Below are 19,908 nucleotides of genomic sequence, written 5' to 3'. Positions count from 1 at the left end.
GTTGAATGTAAGCCACTACGCTACGTCGTGGTGGGGGAGGCGTTTGCTGTGCAGGAGCAGAGCACAGGAGCAATGCTGGCGGCCGCCAGGCAGTCGGCGGGGCTGACGGTCGAGCAGCTCAGCGCGAACACGCGCATCCGGGAGGCGATCATCCTCGCGATCGAGCGTGACGACCTCTCGAAGTTCGAGGGCGATTTCTACATCAGGGGGCACGTCAGGGCGCTGGCCAAGGCGGTAGGGCTCGATCCGGACGAGGTGGTCCATCTCTACGACCAGCAGCACGGCGGCGCTCCGGCGCCGGTCCGCGCCGCCGCGGTCTTCCAGGCCGACCGTACGGCCAGTCTCGGCGAGCGGCGTGGCCCGAGCTGGACGATGGCGCTGGGCGTGGCGGTGGCCGTGGTCGTGGTGTTCGGTGTGGTGCGGGTCATGGGCGGCGAGTCCGACCAGGTGCGCAACGCCGGCGGGCACGGCACGGCGGCGCCCAGCGTGCCGCCCAACTCGCCGTTCACCGAGGAGCCGCGCCGCTCACGGCCCAAGGCCATCGCCAAGGAGGACCTGGTCGTGGTCAAGGTCAAGGCCAAGCGCGCCTCCTACCTGAACGTCCTCGACGCCAAGGGCAAGAAGATGTTCGCCGGCACGCTGCAGGCGGGGCGGTCTTCGACCTGGCGCACGGCATCACGGATGAATCTCGTCATATCCGATGGGGGCGCGGTGTCGCTGCAGGTCAACGGCAAGAATCTGGGTCCGGCGGGCCGCAGCGGGGAGATGGTGAAGCGCTCGTTCGGCCCCGCCAAACCACGAGCCAGGTAGCCCGTGCATCGGGTGGTGGCCAACTCCCGATACCGTAGTGTTCACCATGTCATCCCGCCGAACCGCATCGCTGATCACCCTGGGCTGCGCGCGCAACGAGGTCGACTCCGAGGAGCTGGCCGCGCGACTTGAGGCTGCCGGTTGGCAGCTGGGCGACGACGACCCAGACGTCGTCGTCGTCAACACGTGTGGCTTCATCGACTCGGCGAAGAAGGATTCCATCGACACGCTGCTGGCCGCCGCCGACTCCGGGGCCAAAGTGGTCGCCGCGGGTTGCATGGCCGAGCGCTACGGCAACGAGCTCGCCGACGCGCTGCCCGAGGCCAGTGCGGTCATCTCCTTCGACGACTACGCCGACATCGGCGGCCGGCTCGACGACGTCGTCGCCGGCCGCTCGCTCAAGCCGCACACCCCGCGTGATCGCCGCACCCTGCTGCCCATCTCGCCTGTGGAGCGCGCCGCCGCGCCCAGGTCCCACATCCCCGGCCACGGGGACCTCCCCGACGGGGTCGCCCCCGCCAGCGGCCCTCGCGTGCTGCGCAAGCGGCTCGACGAGAGCCCGGTGGCCTCACTCAAGCTGGCCTCCGGCTGCGACCGGCGCTGCACCTTCTGCGCCATCCCGGCCTTCCGCGGGGCCTACGTCTCCCGCGACCCCGACGACCTGGTGGCCGAGGCCGACTGGCTGGCCCACCGCGGCGTCCGAGAGCTCGTCCTGGTCAGCGAGAACTCCACCTCCTACGGCAAGGACCTGGGCGACCTGAGAGCCCTGGAGAAGCTCCTGCCGAGGCTGGTGGCCGTCGAGGGCATCGACCGGGTGCGGGCGAGCTACCTTCAGCCCGCCGAGCTGCGGCCCGGCCTCATCGACGTGCTGAGCTCCACCGAGGGCATCGCCCCCTACTTCGACCTGTCCTTCCAGCACGCCAGCGGCACCGTGCTGCGCCGGATGCGGCGCTTCGGCGACCCCGAGCGCTTCCTGTCCCTGCTGGACGCGGTCCGCGAGCGCGCCCCTGAGGCGGGCGTGCGCTCCAACTTCATCGTGGGCTTCCCCGGCGAGACCGAGGAGGAGTTCGGCGAGCTGGTCGCGTTCCTGGAGGCCGCCAGGCTGGACGTGATCGGTGTGTTCGGCTACTCCGACGAGGACGGCACCGAGGCGGCCGGCTTCGACGGCAAGCTCGACCAGGAGATCGTCGACGAGCGCGTGCGCGTGCTCACCGAGCTCGCCGAGGAGCTCACCGCGCAGCGCGCGGAGGAGCGGATCGGCACCGAGGTCGACGTGCTCATCGACGACGACCTCGGCGACGGCGGCTACGAAGGCCGGGCCGCCCACCAGGGGCCGGAGGTCGACGGATCCGTCACGGTGCAGGGCATCGGGCTGGTCCGGGGCCAGATCGTGCGGGCGGTCGTGGTCGACGCCGAGGGGGTTGACCTGATCGCACGAATCAAGGCCGGTCCATGACCAGGGACGAGCGCCGCGTGGTGAGCCCGTGGAACATCGCCAACGTCCTCACGGTCCTCAGGTTGGCGCTCGTCCCCTTTTTCGTCTTCTGCCTCCTCGTGCCGGGCACAGGATGGCGGCTGGCCGCGCTGGCGGTGTTCGCGGTGGCGTCGTTCACCGACCACCTCGACGGTGAGCTGGCCCGGCGCTATGGCCTCATCACCGACTTCGGCAAGATCGCCGACCCGATCGCCGACAAGGCGCTCACGGGCGCGGCGCTGGTGTGCCTGTCGGTGCTGGACGAGCTGCCGTGGTGGGTCACCATCGTGATCCTCGGCCGTGAGATCGGCATCACGCTGCTCAGGCTGGTGCTCATCCGGCGCGCGGTCATCCCGGCCAGCTACGGCGGCAAGGTCAAGACGGTCCTGCAGATCGCCGCGATCGTGCTCTACATCCTGCCGGGCGTGCCCGATCCACTGCGCTGGGTGACGATGGGCGCGGCCGTGATCGTGACCGTGGTGACGGGGGGCGACTATGTCGTACGCGCGTTCAAACTGCGCAAGGTGGCCAGGCGGGCCCGCGGGGAGTGAGCATGACTCAGGTCGCTGAGGTTCTGACGGCACTGGTGCGGCAGCGGTCCACGCTGGCCGTGGCGGAGTCGCTGACCGGCGGGCTCATCGGTGCCACGATCACCACGGTCTCGGGGGCGTCCAAGGCGTTCAGGGGCGGGGTCATCTCCTATGCCACCGATCTGAAGCAGGCCCTGCTGGGCGTGCCCGAGGACCTGCTCCTGCGGGAGGGGGCGGTGCACCCCGAGGTGGCCGCGGCCATGGCGGCCGGTGTCGCGCGGCTGTGCGAGGCGACCTACGGCCTCGCCGTGACGGGGGTCGCGGGGCCGGAGCCACAGGACGGCCGGCCGGTCGGGACGGTGTACGTCGCGGTGAGCGGTCCGCATCATGAGATACATCAGCGACAGCTGAGCCTGAATGGGTCTCGCGAACGTATCAGGATAGAGACGATGGACCAGGCGATTGATCTCCTAGCAAGTGTGGTGAAGGCTAACGAAGGGGAACATTCCGGATGATTACCGTGTTACGTCCCGAGCGAACATGCGAAGCACGGTCTGACGCGGTGTCGGTGGATACGGGTACGGTGGATGTGTGAGTGAGGTCCGTGAGCCAACTGCAAGCAGCAAGCGCCCGGCAGGCGGGCCTGATGAGTCACGCGATGAGCCACGTGCGACGGGCCAGGGGCGGAGACGTCCGATGATGACGGCGAGGAGCATGTACGAAGCGAAGAAGAACAATGGGCGGCACGATCCGATCGCGCGGGGCGTGGTGAAGACATCCACGCCGGGGAGGGAGCGACAGATGATTCTGCTGCGTCAGCTGCTCGGCGATGTGCTGAGACGGCTGCGGGTGCGGCAGGGACGTACACTTCGCGAGGTGTCCACGCTGGCGCGTGTCTCGCTTGGCTACCTGTCCGAAGTCGAACGCGGCCAGAAGGAAGCGTCTTCCGAGCTGCTCGCATCGATCTGTGGCGCACTGGGAGTGCCGCTGTCGCAGGTGTTGCGTGAGGTGTCCGACCAGTTCGCACTGGCAGAGCTCCAAGCTGCCCCGGTGCTGGCCGACGCGCCGGAGCACGAGCGTCTTCCCCTTGCCGAGTCGGTGCCCGGAGCCATTTCCGACACTGTGTTCCCCGAAGTCAAGGACATGGTGGCTGCCTAGCGAGGCTGGCAGCCGCCGCACCACAGGACCAGCCGCTCCTGTGCGTGTGCTCCCATCTCCCCGCGGCTGATGCGGGTGCCGCATCGACGACAGGGCCTGCCCGCCCTGCCGTAGACCCAGGTCTGGTTCGCCGGACGGCGGTCGCCCGTGGTGACCGTGCCCGCATGGCGCTTGTTGGCGTCCAGCAACCGCTGGGCGAGTGTGACCACCCCGTCCAGATCCTCGATGTCCCCGACCCTCCGCCACGGCCAGATCCCGCGTAGGAACAGCGTCTCAGCGCGGTAGATGGTGCCGATACCGGCCAGGTTGCGCTGGTCGAGCAGCGCCTCCCCGATCGTCGTGTCCGGATCCCGGCGCAGCCGCCGCACGGCTTCGACCGGGTCCCAGTCGAGCCCCAGCAGGTCCGGCCCGAGATGGCCGACGACCCGGCCCTCGTCGGCCGTCCTCAGCAGGTCCACCATCCCCAGTCGTACGCCTACGGCCTGGCACCTGGCGTTGGCCAGGATGAGCCGCACCTGATCGCCCCCCGCGACGCGTCGCCCAGGGGCCGTCACCTGCCAGCTTCCGTCCATGCGCAGATGCGTGTGCACGGTCAGGCCGCCCTCGACGCGGGTCAGCAGATGCTTGCCCCGGGAGACCGTCTCCAGCACCGAGCGGCCGGTGAGATCGGCGGTGGCGTGCCGCGGCACCCTGAACTCCGACCGGGTCAGCACCTGCCCGTCCAGTGCCCCGCGCAGACGCGCGGCCGTGCGGTAGACGGCATCTCCTTCGGGCATGCCTCCAGTCTAGAAATCAGCCGGCCCCGACCGCGTACCGACGCCTGTGCCGGCAGCCCGTCCAGCGTGGACGGACAGCGTCAGGCTCCCCGCACCCCGCGACCACGGTGACGATGGCGAGGCTCGGACACCGGGCTCGCCCGCCGGGCCGCCAGGCCGATGTCAGGCGCGAGGCCCGCCGGGCCGATCTCGGGCGCGAGGCCCGCCGGGCCGGCAGGCTGGTGTGGGGCGGGAGGCCCGCTGGGCCGGCTGATCGGTGTCGGGCGCGAGGCCCGCTGGCCGGTGTCGGGCGTAAGGCTGCTGGGCCGCCAGGCTGGTGTGGGGGGCGAGGCCCGCTGGGTCGGCTGGGCGGTGCCGGTAGGCCGGTGTGGGGCGCATGGGCGGTGCTGGGGGGAGGCCGGTCGGTGTGCGGGGGTGGCCCGGTCTGGTGGGTGGCTCTTTGTTGTGGCGGTGGTCAGGGTCGGGTGGTTGCGGGGGTCAGTCCCAGGCGGCGGGGTCGGCGGCCAGTTGGCGGACGCGGTCGGGGAGGGCGCCGCTGGCGACCTGCTCCAGCGTGACCTCCTCCAGGATGGCCCGCTCGGTGGCTCGCAGGGCGATCCAGACCTGCTGCAGGGACTGCGCGGGGCCGCGGTAGCCGACGTGCTCCGGGCGCTCGCCCCGGACGTTCGCCAGGGGGCCGTCGACGGCTCTGATGACGTCGGCGAGCGAGATCTCCGCAGCGGGCCTGGCCAGGACGTAGCCGCCCTCGGGGCCGCGCTGGCCACGGACGAGCCCGGCCCGACGCATCTGCAAAAGGATGTTTTCCAGGTATTTAGGGGGCATGTCCTGCTCTTTGGCGAGCTCGCCCACGGTGGTCGGACCGGCACCGGCCGCGGCGAGTTCGGCGGCGGCGCGGAGGGCGTAGTCGACACGAGCGGAAAGGCGCATGTTCTCGATTATCCCTCCTGGTCAACACTGGTTAGCCGCAAGGCCGTCAGATCGGGCGGAAGATCGGAGTTGGCGAACGCGAGGGCCTGGGCGGATAGCGCCGTGACACCCTTGCTGATCGGCGCGGCATGACGGCTCGGTCGCGGAGGTGGTCATGAGTTGTCCTCGCCTTCCCTGCGCTGGTCAGCAAGGCAGAGAGCGCTAAACTTCCAGCAAGCCTTTTCGATAAGACGGTGGGATTCAGCGTGGAGCGACGCCCTGGTGTGCCCAGACTGCTAAGGGAGATCAATGACCGGGCCGCGCTGGATCTGTTGCTGGCCACCGGGCCGATGACGCGCGGCCAGATCGGCGAGCTGACCGGGCTGTCCAAGGTGACCGCGTCCCAGACGCTGGCCAGGCTGGAGGAGCGCGGGCTGGTCGAGGTCGTCGGCGCGCAGGCGGGCGGGCGCGGGCCCAATGCCGCCCTCTACTCCGTCATCGCCTCCAGCGCGTACGTGGCCGGGCTGGAGGTCGGGCCGGACCTGATCTCCACCGCGATCGCCGACATCCACGGCCGCACGGTGGCCGAGATCGCCGTCGATCCCACCGGGCACGACGACCCGGTGCCGGTCGTGCACGACGCGATCATGAAGGCCTGCCGCACCGCCAAGGTGAGCGCGGCCAAGCTGCGCGGCGTGGTCATCGGCACCCCTGGCGTGGTCGATCCGCGCAGCGGCGACGTGCGCTTCTCCTTCGACCTGCCGGGCTGGCACGAGGGCATCCACGAGGCGCTGGCCGGTGATCTCAAGCGGGAGGTGACGATCGAGAACGACGTCAACCTCGCCGCCATCGCCGAGCAGGCCGACGGGGCCGCCCAGGGGCGCGGCGACTTCGTGCTGCTGTGGTCGGACCGCGGCCTGGGCATGGCGGTCATGCTGGGGGGCAAGCTGCACCGCGGCCGTTCGGGCAGCGCGGGCGAGATCGGTTACCTGCCCGTGCCCGGCGTGCCGCTGCCGGAGGACATCCGGACCTCGCCCGGCCGGCTGCCGTCGCTGGCGGGCGGTCTGCAGTCGCTGGTGAGCGCCGAGGCGGTGGCCGAGCTCGCGCAGAGCCACGGGTTCGAGGTGGACAACGCCGGTCAGGGTGTCCGGGTCGCGGTGGCGGCCGGCGCCGAGGGCGAGCCGCTACTCGACGAGATCGCCCACCGGCTGGCCCTGGGCGTGGCCGCCGTCTGCGTGATCCTCGATCCGGGCCTGGTGGTGCTCGCCGGTGAGGTGGGGCACGCCGGGGGCGAGGCGCTCACCTCCCGCGTCGAGGAGGCCGTGGCCAGGATCTGCCCGGTGCGCCCCCAGGTGGTCACCACAGCCGTGACCGACCCTCACCCGGTGCTGCGCGGCGCCGTGCTGGCCGCGCTCGACCGGGCGCGGGGCGAGCTGCTCACCTCCTGATCAGCTCGGCCGCCGCCTGCGCGTTCGGCCTGGCGGCGCCGTACGTCGCGATGTGAGTGACGCCGGCCGGCCGCCAGATCGGCAGCCCCATCTCGATCACCGTCAGGTCCGGGCGGGCCGCGACCAGGGCCGAGACCAGCTCGCGGCTGCCGGCGTTGCGGTGCGCGTCCTTGACGACCACCACCAGCGACCGGCCCGCGGCCTTGGCCAGCAGACCGGGCACGTCGCCGGCGGCCGGTTCGACGCGCAGGATCTCGGCCTCGGGCAGCCACGGCCCCACGCCCCACGGCACGTCGCCCACGGCGATCGTCGGCGGCGTGTCCACCTCGATCACCAGCGGCTCGACCAGAGGCGCGGGCGCGCCGGTGAGCCGTACCGCGCGGCGGGCGGCGTGCAGGCCGATCCCGTTCTGCCCGGTGAGCTCGGCCTGTGAGTCGAACCGTGAGTCAAACCCTGAGCCGAACCACGCGCGCAGTGCGTCCACCCGGTCGGCGGCCTGCTCCAGCCGGGACAGCGGCAGCCGGCCGTCGCCCACGGCGGCCACGATGCCGTCGATGACCTCCCGTACGTCGTCGTAGGTGGGCAGGGGGCCCAGGCAGAGCAGGTCGGTCCCGGCGGCCAGCGACAGGGCGGAGCCGCCGGCCAGGCCGACGCTGTCCACGATCGCCTGCATGTCCAGCGCGTCGGACACCACCACGCCGTCGTAGCCGAGCTCGCCCCTGAGCAGCTCGGTGAGCGCGGCCGGAGACAGCGTCGCGGGCGTGTCACCGGTCAGGAAGGGCACCGCCACGTGCGCGGTCATGATCGACTTGGTGCCGGCCTCGATCGCGGCCCTGAACGGCGCCAGCTCTCGCGTGCGCAGCAGCTCCGGCGTGACGTCCACCACCGGTACGGACAGGTGCGAGTCGACGCGGGTGGCGCCGTGGCCGGGGAAGTGCTTGACGCAGGCGGCCACCCGTACCGACTGCAGGCCCTGCACGGCCGCCACGGTGTGCCGCGAGACCAGCGCGGCCTCGTTGCCGAAGGCCCTGGTGCCGATCACCGGGTTGTCGGCCTCGGAGTTGACGTCGGCGTCCGGCGCCATGTCCAGGTTGATGCCGCAGGCGGCCAGCTCCGAGCCGATCGCCCGGTAGACCTGGCGGGTGAGTTCCACGTCGTCCACGGCGCCGAGCGCCGCGTTGCCCGGGTACGGGCTGCCGACGTGGTAGGCCAGGCGGGTGACGTCGCCGCCCTCTTCGTCCAGCGAGATGACGGGCTCCCCGGCCGCCCCCCGCAGTTCGGCGGTGAGCGACGTGAGCTGCTCGGCGTCGGCGACGTTGAAGCCGAACAGCGTCACGCCGCCCAGGCCGAGTTCGAGCTCTCGCAGCACCCATGCGGGCGCGGTGGTTCCCGGGAAGGCGACGAGCAACGTGCCGGCCGCGAGACGGCGCAGCCCCCGATCACTTCGACTCATGGCTCCTCATCGGAAAAGGGAGGGCTGGGTACGGCCCTCGTCGGTAAAAAGGCAGGGTCGGGTACGGCACGCCGGTGGCGGGCCGTACGAGGACCGTGGCTGTCAGCCCTTCACGGCGCCGGCCATCAGGCCGGTCACCATGCGGCGCTGGACTATCAGGAAGAAGATGACGACCGGGATGGTCATCATCGTGGAGCTGGCCATGATGGCCCCCCAGTCGGTGCCCTTCTGGCCGAAGAAGTACTGCAGGGCCACCGGCATCGTGTAGCCGGACGACTCGCTCATCAGCACCAGCGCGAAGATCAGCTCGTTCCAGGCGGTGATGAAGGAGAAGATGCTGGTCGCCACCAGGCCGGGGGCGACCAGCGGGAAGAGCACCCGCCAGAACGTGGTGAACCGTGAGGCGCCGTCGATCCAGGCCGCCTCCTCCAGCGACTTGGGCACCGCGGCGACGAACGTGCGCAGCATCCAGATGCCGAACGGCAGCGTCAGGCCGACGTTGACCAGGATCAGCCCGGCGAGGTGGTCGTACAGGCCGAGATCTCTGACCCGCAGGAACAGCGGGATGAGCAGCGCCTCGGCCGGGATCATCTGGGCGATCAGCAGCACGATCAGGAACGTGCTGCGCCCCTTGAAGTTGAACCGGGACACCGCCGTCGCCGCCAGCAGCGAGAACACCGCCCCGATGAGGACCGTGCCCAGCGCCACGACCGCGCTGTTGCCCATGTAGACCCAGATGGAGTTGCCGGCCACCCCCTCGGTCAGCACCCGCTGCACGTGCTCGAAGGTGAAGGAGGTGGGGAACGGGATGAACTCGGTGGTGAAGATCTGGTCGTTGGTCTTGAACGCGGTCGACACCATCCAGTAGACGGGGAAGATCGCGAACACGAACACCAGCAGGCCGGTCACGTTGAGCGCGGCCTTGCCCAAGCGCTTGCGGGCGAGCGGGCTCATGTCATGTCCTCCTGCTTGACCAGCTGCCTGACGTACACGGCCGTGACGATGAGCAGGATCACGGTCAGGACCAGGGCGATCGCGGCACCGGACCCCATCTTGGGCGGTGACCTGAACGCCTCGGCGTAGGAGTACATCGACAGGTTGTACGCCTCACGGTTGGCCGGCCCGCCCATGAGGACGTACAGCTGGCTGAAGACCTTGAAGTCCCAGATGATCGACAGCACGGTGAGCACCGCGAAGACCGGCCGGAGCAGCGGAAAGGTGATCTTCCTGAACGTTCGCCAGGCGGATGCCCCGTCGACGCGGGCGGCCTCGTACAGCTCGGAGGGGATGCCCTTGAGGCCGGCCAGCACCGACACCGCGATGAACGGGAAGCTTGCCCACACCACCGTGATGATCAGCACCATGTAGATCGACCAGGCGTCGTTGAGCCATGGCTCGCCGGTCCAGTCGGCCCGGCCGAACACCAGGGTGGACAGCCAGTCGGGCAGCAGGTTCAGCGCCCAGTTGATGATGCCGGCCTCGGCGTCGAACAGCCATTTCCAGATGATGCCCTGCGCGACCGGCGGGACGGCCCAGGCGAACATGATGCCGACGATCACCAGGGTGGACATCTTCTTGCCGAGCTTGTTGAGCAGCACACCCACGGCGGTGCCGACGACCAGCGTCAGCGTCACCGCCAGGACGGCGAAGACGACGGTGTTCCGCAGGGCGTTCCAGAAGATCTCGTTGTCGAAGATCTGGGTGAAGTTGTCGGTGCCGACCCACTCGGCGGGCTTGGTGTTGACGGGCCTGATCTGCGGCAGGCCCACCTTCTGGAAGGCGATGATCGCGACCTGGACCATCGGGTAGAGCAGCAGTGCCCCGATGACGAGCAGACCGGGGATCAGCAGCACGTACGGGATGGACCAGACCGGCAGGCCGCTGGCCTTGACCGGGCGCCCGGGGCGGCGCCGCCCCGGGGAGGAGGGGTTGCCTCCGCCCCGGGTGAGCGTTGACGTGTCGGTCATGAGTCGTCAGGACTGGTTGAGGATGTTCTCGAGCTCGGTGTTGGCCTTGCCGAGTGCCTCGTCGGCGGTGGCCTTGCCCTCGATGACCTGACGGGCCGCGTTCTGCAGCACGGCCTTGGTCTCGTTGGCCTCGGTCCAGTTCGGGTCGGCGGGGAAGGCCTTGGCCTTGGCGAAGGCGGCGGCGAACGGCGCCTGTGCCGGGTCCTCGGAGAGCTTGGCCAGCGCCTCCGGGTAGACCGGGAGCAGGCCGCCGTCGGTGGCGTACTTGACGCCCCACTCCTTGCCGGAGGCCAGCTTCACGAAGTCCTTGGCCGCGTCCATCTCCTTGGCGGTGCCCCACACGGCGATGTCGTTGCCGCCGAGGAAGGACTGGGCCTCGCCGCCGTCCTTGGCCGGGAGCGGGAAGAAGGCCAGCTTGTCACCCTTGAGCTTGCCCTTGCTGTCCTCTTCGATCCCCGCCAGGTCCCAGGAGGCGGTGAGGTACATGCCGACCTTGTTGTTGGCGAAGCGGGTACGGATCTCCGTGGTGTTCTGGCTGAGCCGCGACTTGCTGGACAGGCCCTCGGTGACCAGGGAGGTGTACTGCTCGAAGCCGGTCTTGAAGGCCGGGTCGGTCAGCTTGCCGACCCACTTGTCGCCCTCCTTGACGGCGTACTCGCCGCCGGCGGTCCAGGCCAGCGAGCCCAGCAGGTGGTTGGCGTCGGAGCCGCCGTTGAAGGCGAACCCGTCGACGTCCTTGCCCTTCTCCTCCTGGATCTTCTTGGCCGCGGCGACGAGCTCGTCCCAGGTCTTCGGGATCTCGATCTTGAGGTCCTTGAACCAGTCCGCCCGGTAGAGGACGGCACGGCTGCCGCCACCCCACGGCACGGCGTACGTCTCGCCGTCGATCGTCTCCAGGCCCATCAGGTTCTTGGGGATCTGGGCTTGGTCGCCGGCGGCCACGATGTCGGTGATGGGCGCCAGGGCCTCCTGGCTCTGCCAGAGCGGGACCTGGTCGTTGCCGATCTCGGTCACGTCAGGGCCGGTGCCGCCCGCCGCGGCGGCCGTGAACTTGTCGTTCACCTGGGGCCAGGGGATCCACTCGACCTTCACCTTGGCGCCGGTCTGCTGCTCGAAGGCGGCCACCAGCTCGTCGGTGTACTTCTGGGCGGCGGGGTTGGTGTCGCCGAGCCGCCAGAAGGTGAGCTCCTTGCCCGCGTACTTGGGGCCGCTCGCCGCTGCCGTGCTGGCCGCCGCGCCGGGCTCGGCGGGGGCCTCCGCGCCACCGCCGCAGGCTGCCAGGCCCAGGGCCAGGGCGGCCGTGGTGACCGTAGTGGCTGTGATCTTCGCGATCCTCACAGGGTTCTCCCTTCCCGGGTGCCGGCCTAGGGTCCGCACCAGGCTGATCGTCAATGCCTTACGAAGTGGTGTTAAACTAACAAGAAACTTTCTTAAAAGAAACGCCCGTTAGCCGATCGTGACGAGAGGGGCGCGCCGATGAGCCGGAGTCCGGGAACCCCGCGGCTGCTGCGGCGGTTGAACGACCGCGCGGCGCTGGAGCTCCTGCTCGCCGACGGCCCCCTCACGCGAGCCGAGTTGGGGGAGCGTACCGGGCTTTCCAAGGTCACGGCAGGTCAGCTGCTGGCCCGGCTCGAAGATCGAGGGCTGGTCGAGGTCGCGGGGGAGCGCGCGGGCGGCAGGGGGCCGCACGCCGCCCTGTACGGAGTGGTCCCCTCCAGTGCGTACGTCGCCGGGCTGGAGGTGCTGCCCGACAGCCTCACCGTAGGTGTGGCCGACATCACAGGCAAGACGGTGGTCGAGGTCACCGTGAACCCGGCCGACGCCCGTGACCCGGTCAAGACCGTGCAGGACGCGGTGCGGCGGGCGTGCGACTCGGCCCGGGTGAGCCTGTCACAACTGCGCGCGTTCGTCATCGGCACCAGGGGCGTGGTCGACCCGCGCACCGGCGACGTGCGCTTCTCCCTGGATCTGCCCTCCTGGCACGTCGGCGTGCTGGCCAGCCTCCGCCAGACGCTCGGCGCCTCGGTCACCATCGAGAACGACGTCAACCTCGTGGCGCTCGCCGAGCACCGCTACGGCGCGGCGGTCGGCGTCGACGACTTCGTGATCATGTGGGCCGGCGTCGGCCAGGGCCTCGGCGTCATGCTCGGCGGCAGGCTCTACCGCGGCATCACCGGAGGCGCCGGCGAGATCGGCTGGCTGCCGGTGCCGGGCGAGCCGCTGCCCGACGACGTCAACCACCCCAACTCCGGCTCCTTCCAGCGCTTGGTCAACCACGACGCGCTCAGCGGCCTGGCCGCCCAGCACGGCGTGACCGGCGCCGGCGTGCCCGACCTGATCCGCAACGGCCACGAGGGATACCTCGACGCGGTGGCGGCCAGACTGGCGGTGGGCGTGGCGGCGGTGGCCGTCGTGCTCGACCCGGGGCTGATCGTGCTCAGCGGCGACATCGGCCGGGCGGGCGGCGCACGGCTGGCCGCCAAGGTGCAGGACGCCGTGGCCCGTATCTGCCCGACCCGTCCCGCCGTGGTGACCAGCGGGGTGGCGGGCAACCCGGTGCTGAGAGGCGCTCTGGTGGCGGCCCTGGAGCAGGCCCGCGAGCAGGTCTTCTCCGACACTGTGTGAGAATTTACGCTCATGTGGCAGCCTCCGAGCGACATCGTGCTCATCTCCGATCCGCGTGTGGCGGCGATCCCGGTGCGGGAGAACCACGATCCCCTGGCCGACGTGCGCGGGCGCCTGCGGGTGGACGGCCGGCTGGCCGACGAGGAGGGCGCGTACGCGCACCTGCGGTCGGGCCTGCTGGCCCGGCTGGAGCGGGCCGCGCGGCTGCTCCCTGACGGCTACCAGCTGCTGATCGTCGAGGGCTACCGGCCGGTCAGCACGCAGCGCCGCTACTTCGAGGAGTACAGGGACCAGCTCCTGGCCGCCTCCCCGGAGCTGACGCCCGACGAGGCGCATGTCGCGGCGAGCCGGTACGTCTCCCCGGTGGAGGTGGCCCCGCACACCGCCGGCGCGGCCGTCGACCTGACCCTGTGCGCCCCCGACGGCACCGAGTACGACATGGGCACCCAGGTCAACGACAACCCCGAGGAGAGCGACGGCGCCTGCTACACCGCCGCCCCGCACATCTCCGCGGACGCCCGCGCGCACCGCAAGATCCTCGCCGCCGCCCTGGAACCGGCCGGCCTGGTCAACTACCCGACCGAGTGGTGGCACTGGTCCTACGGCGACCGCTACTGGGCCCTCGTCTCGGGCGAGCCCGCCGCTTGTTACGGACCAGTACGGATCTAGCGGTTCCCGAGGGCGGACAAGGGGCACAAACGGTACGGAGGCTCCTGGACTTCCCTGCGAGGTGTGGGCATGGTTCCGTTGATCGGGATCGAAGAGGAGTACCTCGTCGTCGATCCCCGCACCCGCCACGTCACCCCCCGTGCCGCCGAGGTGCTGGACGCCGCGACGGACGTGCTGGACGTGGCTCACGAGATCACCCGTTTCCAGGTGGAGGCCAGGACAGCGCCGTCCGCTGACCTCACCGAGCTCGGGACGCAGTTACGCGCCGCGCGCAAGGAGGTGGCGGTCGCGGCCCGCTCCTGCGGGCTGGCCGTCGTCGCCAGCGGCATCCCCGTGCTTGGCAACGTCATGCCGCCGCCGCTCAGTGACGACGCCCGCTACGAGCAGGGCCGCGTGCTCTACCGGGCGCTGCAGGACGAGATCAGCATCTGCGCCCTGCACGTGCACGTGGACGTGCCCGACGAGGAGGTCGCCGTCTACGTCGGCAACCACCTGCGCCCGTGGCTGCCCACGCTGATCGCCCTGGCCGCGAACTCACCGTTCTTCGTCGGCCGCGACACCGGCTACGCCTCCTGGCGGGTGATCAGCTGGGGCCGCTGGCCCGTCTCCGGCGCGCCGCCGTACTTCCCGACCTTCGCCGACTACGAGCTCGCGCTGCGCGCGCTGGCGGAGTCGGGCGCCCTGATGGACCCCAAGACGGTCTTCTGGGACACCCGCCCGTCGCCCAAACTGCCCACCGTCGAAGTGCGGGTGGCCGACGTGCCGCTCGACGTCAGCGACAGCCTCACCATCATCGGGCTGGTCCGCGGCCTGGTCGTCACGGCCCTGGCCGACGTGGCGCGCGGCGACCGGGGGCTGCCCATCCCGTCGGAGGTGCTGCGCGCCGCCTACTGGCGCGCCGCCCGCGACGGGCTGACGGGCGACAGCCTGGACGTACGGCACGGCGCGCTGGTGCCCGCCCCCGTGATGGCCCGCCGCCTGCTGGAGCACGTACGGCAGGCCATGGAGCAGTCCGGTGACCTGCCGTTCGTCGAGGAAGGGCTGGACCGGCTGCTCAGGCAGGGGTCGGGCGCCGCCCGCCAGCGACGGGTCCTCGCCCGATCCGGCCACCTGGCGGCGGTGGTCGACGACCTCATCGAGGCCACCGTCGCCTGAGCCGATCAGGGGTCAGCGGCCCGCCGCGTAACCCTGCACGCCGCGCGGGTTGGCGGCGGCCTTCAGGAAGTCGCCGTCACGGGCGACCGCGCTGAGCCTGCCGAGCGTCCACGACCCCTGCGACTCCACCTCGTGCCCCCGCCGCCGCAGCTCGGCGAGCACGGCCGGGTCCAGCCGGTCCTCCACCTGCAGGACGCCCGGCCGGGAGCCGCGCGGGAAGAACGAGCTGGGGAAGTGCTCGGAGTGGAACATCGGCGCGTCGATGGCCTCCTGCAGGTTCAGCCCGCCGTGCACCAGGGCCAGGAAGAAGTTCAGGCTCCACTGGTCCTGCTGGTCGCCGCCCGGCGTGCCGAACGCCAGCCACGGCCTGCCGTCACGCAGCGCGAACGAAGGCGACAGGGTGGTGCGCGGGCGCGTGCCGGGCCGCAGTGAGGCGGGCAGCCCCTCCTGCAGCCAGAACATCTGCGCCCTGGTGCCCAGGCAGAAGCCCAGCTCGGGGATGGTGGGGGAGCTCTGCAGCCAGCCGCCGCTGGGCGTGGCGGAGACCATGTTGCCGTGCCGGTCGACCACGTCCAGATGACAGGTGTCGCCGCGCACACTGCCGTCCGCGGCCACCACCTGCTCGCCGGGAACAGGCCTACCCACCGGTCTGCTCACTGTGGGCTCCCCGACGCCCGAGACAGCTGCCATCGAGCCGCCGGGGAACACCGGCAGGCGAGGCGACCGCCCACCAGGGGATCCGGGCCGCAGCTCCAGGCTCGCGGCGTCCGTGACGAGCGCCCGCCGGGCGGCGTTGTACGGCTCGCTCAGCAGGTCGTCCATCGGCACGTCCGCGTCGCCGTACCAGGCCTCCCGGTCGGCGAAGGCCAGCTTGGCGGCCTCGGTCACCGTGTGCACGTAGTCGGCGCCGAGCAGGCCCATGCCGTCCAGGTCGAACCCGGACAGCAACGCCAGCTGCTGCAGGAACACCGGCCCCTGACCCCACGGCCCCGTCTTGCACACCGTGTGCCCGTGGTAGTCGAAGCTGACCGGCTCCTCCACCGACGCCGACCAGCGCGCCAGGTCGTCACCGGTGAGCAGCCCCCCGTGCCTGCGGCCCGAGCTGTCCAGCCAGGCCTTGCCGGCGCAGAAACCGGCCACGGCCTCGGCCACGAAGCCTTCGTACCAGGCCCGGCGGGCGGCTTCGAGCTGCCCCGCACGGGTGCTCGACGCGGCTTCCGCCTCGGCGACCAGCCGACGGTAGGTGGCGGCCAGCGCCGGGTTGGCCAGCTTGGCGCCCGGCTCCGGCACCTTGCCGCCCGGCAGCCAGATGGCCGCGGAGGTGGTCCAGTCGTCGGTGAAGAGCCGCTCGACCGACTCGATCGTGGCCGCGATCCGCTCCAGGACCGGCACGCCCCGCTCGGCGTAATGGATGGCGGGCGCCAGCACGTCGGCGAGCGACCAGGTGCCCCACCGCTCCAGCATGAGCATCCAGCCGCCGAACGCGCCGGGCACGGTCGCCGCGAGCGGCCCGGTGCCGGGCACCATGTCCAGCCCGAGCTCGGTGAAGCGCTCGATGGTCGCGGCGGCCGGGGCGACGCCCTGCCCGCACACGGTGGACACCCGCTGGTCGGCCTCGCTCCACAGCAGGATCGGCACCTCGCCGCCGGGGCCGTTCAGGTGTGGCTCGGCCACCTGAAGGACGAATCCGGCGGCCACCGCCGCGTCGAAGGCGTTGCCGCCACGCTCCAGCACGCTCATGCCGGTGGCGGAGGCCAGCCAGTGGGTGCTGGCCACCATGCCGAAGTCGCCTGACAGCTCAGGCCTGGTCGTGAACACATTCCGGGAGGAAGTCATGCGACCTTCCTATACCTTGCGGGGATCCACAGCCCCAGCCCGTACATCGTCAGCCCCAGCAGAATCATGAAGACGGCCGTCGGCCAGCGCAGCCCCGGCGACATGTAGGTGGCCAGGAACCACGAATGCTCCAGCTGCCCGTTGGTCAGGAAGACCGCCGCCAGGATGCCCTGCGGGAACAGCGGGATCGCGCCCAGCGTCCAGCACGTCATCGTGACGATGCGCGCGGTCTTCGGCATCTCCGGCAGCTTGAACGTCATGCTGGAGGCGGCCGGTCGGCGGCCGGTGCGCATCATGTCGAGCAGCTCGGGCCCGCGCGCCGCCAGCCTCCGCTCGGTGCGTACCCCCAGACCCCAGAAGCACAGCGCCCCGGTCAGCACCCCGACCGCCACCCCCGGCCAGCCGAACAGCGCCGCCACCACGCCGGCGGGCACCGCGGTGGCCGCCACCAGCACCATCATCAGGTACGCCAGACCGGTGAGAGCGCCGTCGTCCTCGCTCGTCCGCAACGGGTTGCCGCCGCGCCGCTGCGGATCGATCCCCGGAACCAGCGCGTACACCGAGATCAACGGCACCATCCCGGCGCCTCCGCCGAGCAGCGCGGCCGTGACCGCGATGATCATCGGCCACGGTCCGCCGTTGACCGCGGTGAACGTCACCGCCAGCACCACCGCCACCGGCGCCACGGTCACCAGCCAGGCGAGCTGCCTGCCGCGCACGTCAGAGGCGCCCGGCGTCATCAGCGTCAGCCAGTGCGCGGTGCCGTCGAGCCCATAGAGGTTCGAGGTCATCGAGGCGGCCATCACGATGAAGATCGGCCCTGCCCACGGCAGCATCCCGGTCCAGCCGAGCACCAGCGGCGCGGCCGCGAAGAACACGCCGTAGGCCAGCGCGAACGTGAGCTGGTGCGTGCGCACCAGATCGCGTGTCCACGTGCGCAGCTCTTTGGCCAGGACGGCCTCCCGCGCCGACGCGGCCCGCATCGGCCTGCGCCCCCGCGCGGACGGGCGGCTCGTCCCCGCCCTCCTACTCAGCAGCGCCGCCCACGCGCCCAGCAGCAGCGCGATCAGCACCACCATCGCGGCGAGCGCCGCGTAGTCACCCTGTACGGCGAGCACCCCCCAGCCGGAGGGCAGGTAACGCACGACCGACGGGATCTGCCCGCCCTGCCCGAAGGCGAAGGCGAACACCCAGCCCTGCCCCAGGAAGGCCATGACGGCACCGTTGATCAACCCGGCGCCGATCGCCCCCACCCGGGAGCGCAGCGCGATGCCGAGCACCGCCACGGCCACCTTCGACAGCAGCACGAACACGGCCAGCTGCAACACCATGGCCGGCAGCGCGACCAGCGCCGCCAGGCCGCCCTGCCGTACGCCGAGCACGGTCAGGCCGGACAGGGCCAGCAGGCTGATCGCCGGCGCCACCCCGACGAACGCCGACACCAGCAGGCCCGCCGCCAGCCGATGCAGCGACAGCCCGAGCGGCGCGAAGTACTCCGGCCGCAGCGTCTCGTCACCGCCGCCCGAGAAGACCGGGCCGATGATCCAGCCGAGCATCCACACGGCGTACCCGGCGGCGAGCCAGTCGCCGTCCAGCGTCGCCAGATAGATCGTGCCCGCGGCGAGCACCACCCCGAGCGTCCCCGCGGTCGCCACCATCCCGCCACGCTGGCCGGTCATCGAGTGGCGCAGGATCGCCACCTTCATCCGCACCATGGTCACCGCTACAGCCACGACAGCCCCCTGGTACCGGTGGACACCGAGCCGACCAGGTCCACGAACCGATCCTCGAGCGTCGCGTCCCCGCGCACCTCGCCCAGCGTCCCCGCGGCCGCCACCCGGCCCTTGTCGATCACCGCCACGTGGTCGCAGAGCTGCTCCACCAGCGCCATCACATGGCTGGAGAGCACGATCGAGCCGCCGCCGGCCACGAACCCGCGCAGAATCGTCTTGATCGTCGCCGCCGACACCGGATCCACCGCCTCGAACGGCTCGTCCAGCACCAGCAGCCGCGGCGCGTGCAGCAGCGCCGTGGCCAGGCCGATCTTCTTGCGCATGCCCGTCGAGTACTCGATGACGAGCGTCTTCTCCGCCCCGTCGAGCTCCAGCACCGACAGCAACTCCTCGGCGCGCGCGGCGACCAGGTCCTTGCTCAGCCCGCGCAGCAGCCCCAGATAGGTGAGCACCTCCCGCCCCGTCAGCCGCTCCGGCATGGCCATCCCGTCCGGGAGCACCCCGACGAGCCCCTTGGCGGCGGCCGGATCCGCCCACACGTCCGCACCGAAGATCCGCGCCGTGCCGCTGTCGGGCCTGAGCAGCCCGACCGCCATGGACAGGGTGGTGGTCTTACCGGCCCCGTTCTGACCGACCAGACCGTAGAACGATCCCTGGGGGACCGTCAGATCCACATGGTCGACGGCGACGTGCTCGTCGAACGTCTTCGCTAAACCGGCGATGTCCAGTGCCGCGGTCATGGCTGCCTCCTGGTGGCGAGGGTGAAAAGGGCGACGAACTCCCGGGCGAGCAGGTCGAGATCCAGTTCCGGGTCCTGGATGAGGCGAGCGGGCACCGCGTCCACCACGCCGCGCATGGCGATCGCCATGCTGCGCGGATCGAAGTCGCGGAACTCTCCCGTCCGGTGGCCCCACTCCAGGAGCCGTATGACGTCGTTGATGGCGGTGTCGTGCTGCTGCGCGTACGGACCTGGGCCGCCGCCGTCGCGGGTGTAGGTGATGATCTCCACCATGGCCAGCAGCGGCCTGCGGTGGACGCGCATGAACTCCAGGTTGCTCTCGAAGTAGGCGCGCAGTCCCTCGGTCGCGGTGGGCTGGGTGAGGATGCGCGGCACCATCATCTCGGTGGCCATCCTGGCCACCTCGCCGATCACCGCCTCCAGCAGCTGCCGCTTGCCGCCGAAGTGGTACGAGATCACGCCGGTGCTGATCTTCGCCTGCCTGGCGATCCTGGCCATGGAGGCCCGGGCGTAGCCCTCGGTGGCGAGGACGTCGATGGCGCACTGGATGATCTGGGCGCGACGCGCTTCTTCGATGAACGTACGGCTTTCTGGCGGCACGTTCAAAACTTTAAATAGCCGTTCAAATT

General features: G+C 70.9%; 19 protein-coding genes. 9 read left to right on the top strand and 10 right to left on the bottom strand.

Annotation, left to right across the window (positions count from 1 at the left end; genetic code table 11):
- The first annotated feature begins 48 nt into the window (after positions 1 to 48).
- From ACTMTF_RS10835 to ACTMTF_RS10815, 5 genes are all read left to right on the top strand, one after another.
- The gene (locus ACTMTF_RS10835) at positions 49 to 810 is read left to right on the top strand and encodes a helix-turn-helix domain-containing protein (RefSeq protein WP_441110471.1); all 762 of its coding nucleotides are present in this window, start codon (positions 49 to 51) and stop codon (positions 808 to 810) included.
- Between the two features lie 46 nt (positions 811 to 856).
- Positions 857 to 2,266, top strand: a complete 1,410-nt coding sequence (gene rimO / locus ACTMTF_RS10830; protein WP_441110470.1) for a 30S ribosomal protein S12 methylthiotransferase RimO — start codon at positions 857 to 859, stop codon at positions 2,264 to 2,266.
- The gene (gene pgsA, locus ACTMTF_RS10825; RefSeq protein WP_397009225.1) at positions 2,263 to 2,835 is read left to right on the top strand and encodes a CDP-diacylglycerol--glycerol-3-phosphate 3-phosphatidyltransferase; all 573 of its coding nucleotides are present in this window, start codon (positions 2,263 to 2,265) and stop codon (positions 2,833 to 2,835) included. Before rimO ends, pgsA begins: the two co-directional genes overlap by 4 nt.
- A 2-nt stretch (positions 2,836 to 2,837) precedes the next feature.
- Positions 2,838 to 3,329 carry a CinA family protein gene (locus tag ACTMTF_RS10820; RefSeq protein ID WP_441110469.1) on the top strand — a complete coding sequence of 164 codons (492 nt, stop codon included), beginning with the start codon at positions 2,838 to 2,840 and terminating at the stop codon, positions 3,327 to 3,329.
- A gap of 286 nt (positions 3,330 to 3,615) precedes the next feature.
- Positions 3,616 to 3,972, top strand: coding sequence for a helix-turn-helix domain-containing protein (locus ACTMTF_RS10815; protein WP_189141740.1), 357 nt, complete (start codon positions 3,616 to 3,618; stop codon positions 3,970 to 3,972).
- Here the strand turns inward: ACTMTF_RS10815 and ACTMTF_RS10810 are convergent.
- Both ACTMTF_RS10810 and ACTMTF_RS10805 read right to left on the bottom strand, forming a co-directional pair.
- Complete coding sequence (locus tag ACTMTF_RS10810) at positions 3,969 to 4,748, bottom strand: DNA-formamidopyrimidine glycosylase family protein (protein WP_441110468.1); 780 nt, start codon at positions 4,746 to 4,748, stop codon at positions 3,969 to 3,971. The genes ACTMTF_RS10815 and ACTMTF_RS10810 overlap by 4 nt on opposite strands.
- Positions 4,749 to 5,225: 477 nt before the next feature.
- Positions 5,226 to 5,675 carry an RrF2 family transcriptional regulator gene (locus ACTMTF_RS10805; RefSeq protein WP_397009232.1) on the bottom strand — a complete coding sequence of 150 codons (450 nt, stop codon included), beginning with the start codon at positions 5,673 to 5,675 and terminating at the stop codon, positions 5,226 to 5,228.
- 245 nt (positions 5,676 to 5,920) lie between these two features.
- Between ACTMTF_RS10805 and ACTMTF_RS10800 the strand changes: the two genes are divergently transcribed.
- Entirely contained in the window at positions 5,921 to 7,102 is a 1,182-nt protein-coding gene (locus ACTMTF_RS10800) for an ROK family transcriptional regulator (protein ID WP_397009234.1), read from the top strand.
- Here the strand turns inward: ACTMTF_RS10800 and ACTMTF_RS10795 are convergent.
- The 4 genes from ACTMTF_RS10795 to ACTMTF_RS10780 form a co-directional block, all read right to left on the bottom strand.
- Complete coding sequence (locus ACTMTF_RS10795) at positions 7,092 to 8,555, bottom strand: glycoside hydrolase family 3 protein (RefSeq protein ID WP_441110467.1); 1,464 nt, start codon at positions 8,553 to 8,555, stop codon at positions 7,092 to 7,094. The genes ACTMTF_RS10800 and ACTMTF_RS10795 overlap by 11 nt on opposite strands.
- Before the next feature lie 102 nt (positions 8,556 to 8,657).
- Entirely contained in the window at positions 8,658 to 9,509 is an 852-nt protein-coding gene (locus tag ACTMTF_RS10790; RefSeq protein ID WP_397009238.1) for a carbohydrate ABC transporter permease, read from the bottom strand.
- Positions 9,506 to 10,522: a carbohydrate ABC transporter permease gene (locus ACTMTF_RS10785; RefSeq protein WP_441110466.1), complete on the bottom strand. Its 1,017-nt coding sequence runs from the start codon at positions 10,520 to 10,522 to the stop codon at positions 9,506 to 9,508. Before ACTMTF_RS10785 ends, ACTMTF_RS10790 begins: the two co-directional genes overlap by 4 nt.
- Positions 10,523 to 10,528: 6 nt before the next feature.
- Positions 10,529 to 11,860 (bottom strand): extracellular solute-binding protein, encoded by a 1,332-nt coding sequence (locus ACTMTF_RS10780; protein ID WP_441110465.1) that lies wholly within the window; start codon positions 11,858 to 11,860, stop codon positions 10,529 to 10,531.
- 138 nt (positions 11,861 to 11,998) lie between these two features.
- On the opposite strand from ACTMTF_RS10780, the gene ACTMTF_RS10775 reads away from it, so the two are divergent.
- From ACTMTF_RS10775 to ACTMTF_RS10765, 3 genes are all read left to right on the top strand, one after another.
- On the top strand, positions 11,999 to 13,147 hold the full coding sequence (locus ACTMTF_RS10775; protein WP_441110464.1) for an ROK family protein: 1,149 nt from the start codon (positions 11,999 to 12,001) through the stop codon (positions 13,145 to 13,147).
- Positions 13,148 to 13,159: 12 nt separating this feature from the next.
- The gene (locus ACTMTF_RS10770; protein WP_441110463.1) at positions 13,160 to 13,816 is read left to right on the top strand and encodes a M15 family metallopeptidase; all 657 of its coding nucleotides are present in this window, start codon (positions 13,160 to 13,162) and stop codon (positions 13,814 to 13,816) included.
- A gap of 69 nt (positions 13,817 to 13,885) precedes the next feature.
- Positions 13,886 to 14,971 (top strand): carboxylate-amine ligase, encoded by a 1,086-nt coding sequence (locus ACTMTF_RS10765; protein ID WP_441110462.1) that lies wholly within the window; start codon positions 13,886 to 13,888, stop codon positions 14,969 to 14,971.
- Positions 14,972 to 14,983: 12 nt separating this feature from the next.
- On the opposite strand, the gene ACTMTF_RS10760 is transcribed toward ACTMTF_RS10765, so the two are convergent.
- Genes ACTMTF_RS10760 through ACTMTF_RS10745 form a run of 4 tightly spaced genes read right to left on the bottom strand, consistent with a single transcriptional unit; the run spans position 14,984 to position 19,879 of the window.
- Positions 14,984 to 16,807 (bottom strand): gamma-glutamyltransferase family protein, encoded by a 1,824-nt coding sequence (locus ACTMTF_RS10760; RefSeq protein ID WP_441110461.1) that lies wholly within the window; start codon positions 16,805 to 16,807, stop codon positions 14,984 to 14,986.
- A complete protein-coding gene (locus ACTMTF_RS10755) occupies positions 16,804 to 18,540 on the bottom strand; it encodes a hypothetical protein (RefSeq protein WP_441110460.1) in 1,737 nt (578 codons plus the stop codon). Before ACTMTF_RS10755 ends, ACTMTF_RS10760 begins: the two co-directional genes overlap by 4 nt.
- A complete protein-coding gene (locus ACTMTF_RS10750) occupies positions 18,531 to 19,280 on the bottom strand; it encodes an ABC transporter ATP-binding protein (protein ID WP_441110459.1) in 750 nt (249 codons plus the stop codon). The genes ACTMTF_RS10755 and ACTMTF_RS10750 overlap by 10 nt, the downstream gene beginning before the upstream one ends.
- Complete coding sequence (locus ACTMTF_RS10745; RefSeq protein ID WP_441110458.1) at positions 19,277 to 19,879, bottom strand: TetR/AcrR family transcriptional regulator; 603 nt, start codon at positions 19,877 to 19,879, stop codon at positions 19,277 to 19,279. The genes ACTMTF_RS10750 and ACTMTF_RS10745 overlap by 4 nt, the downstream gene beginning before the upstream one ends.
- Positions 19,880 to 19,908 lie beyond the last annotated feature (29 nt).

This window comes from Nonomuraea sp. ZG12 (genome assembly GCF_052068115.1).
Taxonomy (GTDB): domain Bacteria; phylum Actinomycetota; class Actinomycetes; order Streptosporangiales; family Streptosporangiaceae; genus Nonomuraea.
The sequence above is the reverse complement of the archived record's forward strand: the minus strand, read 5'-3'. Positions and strand labels throughout refer to the sequence as shown.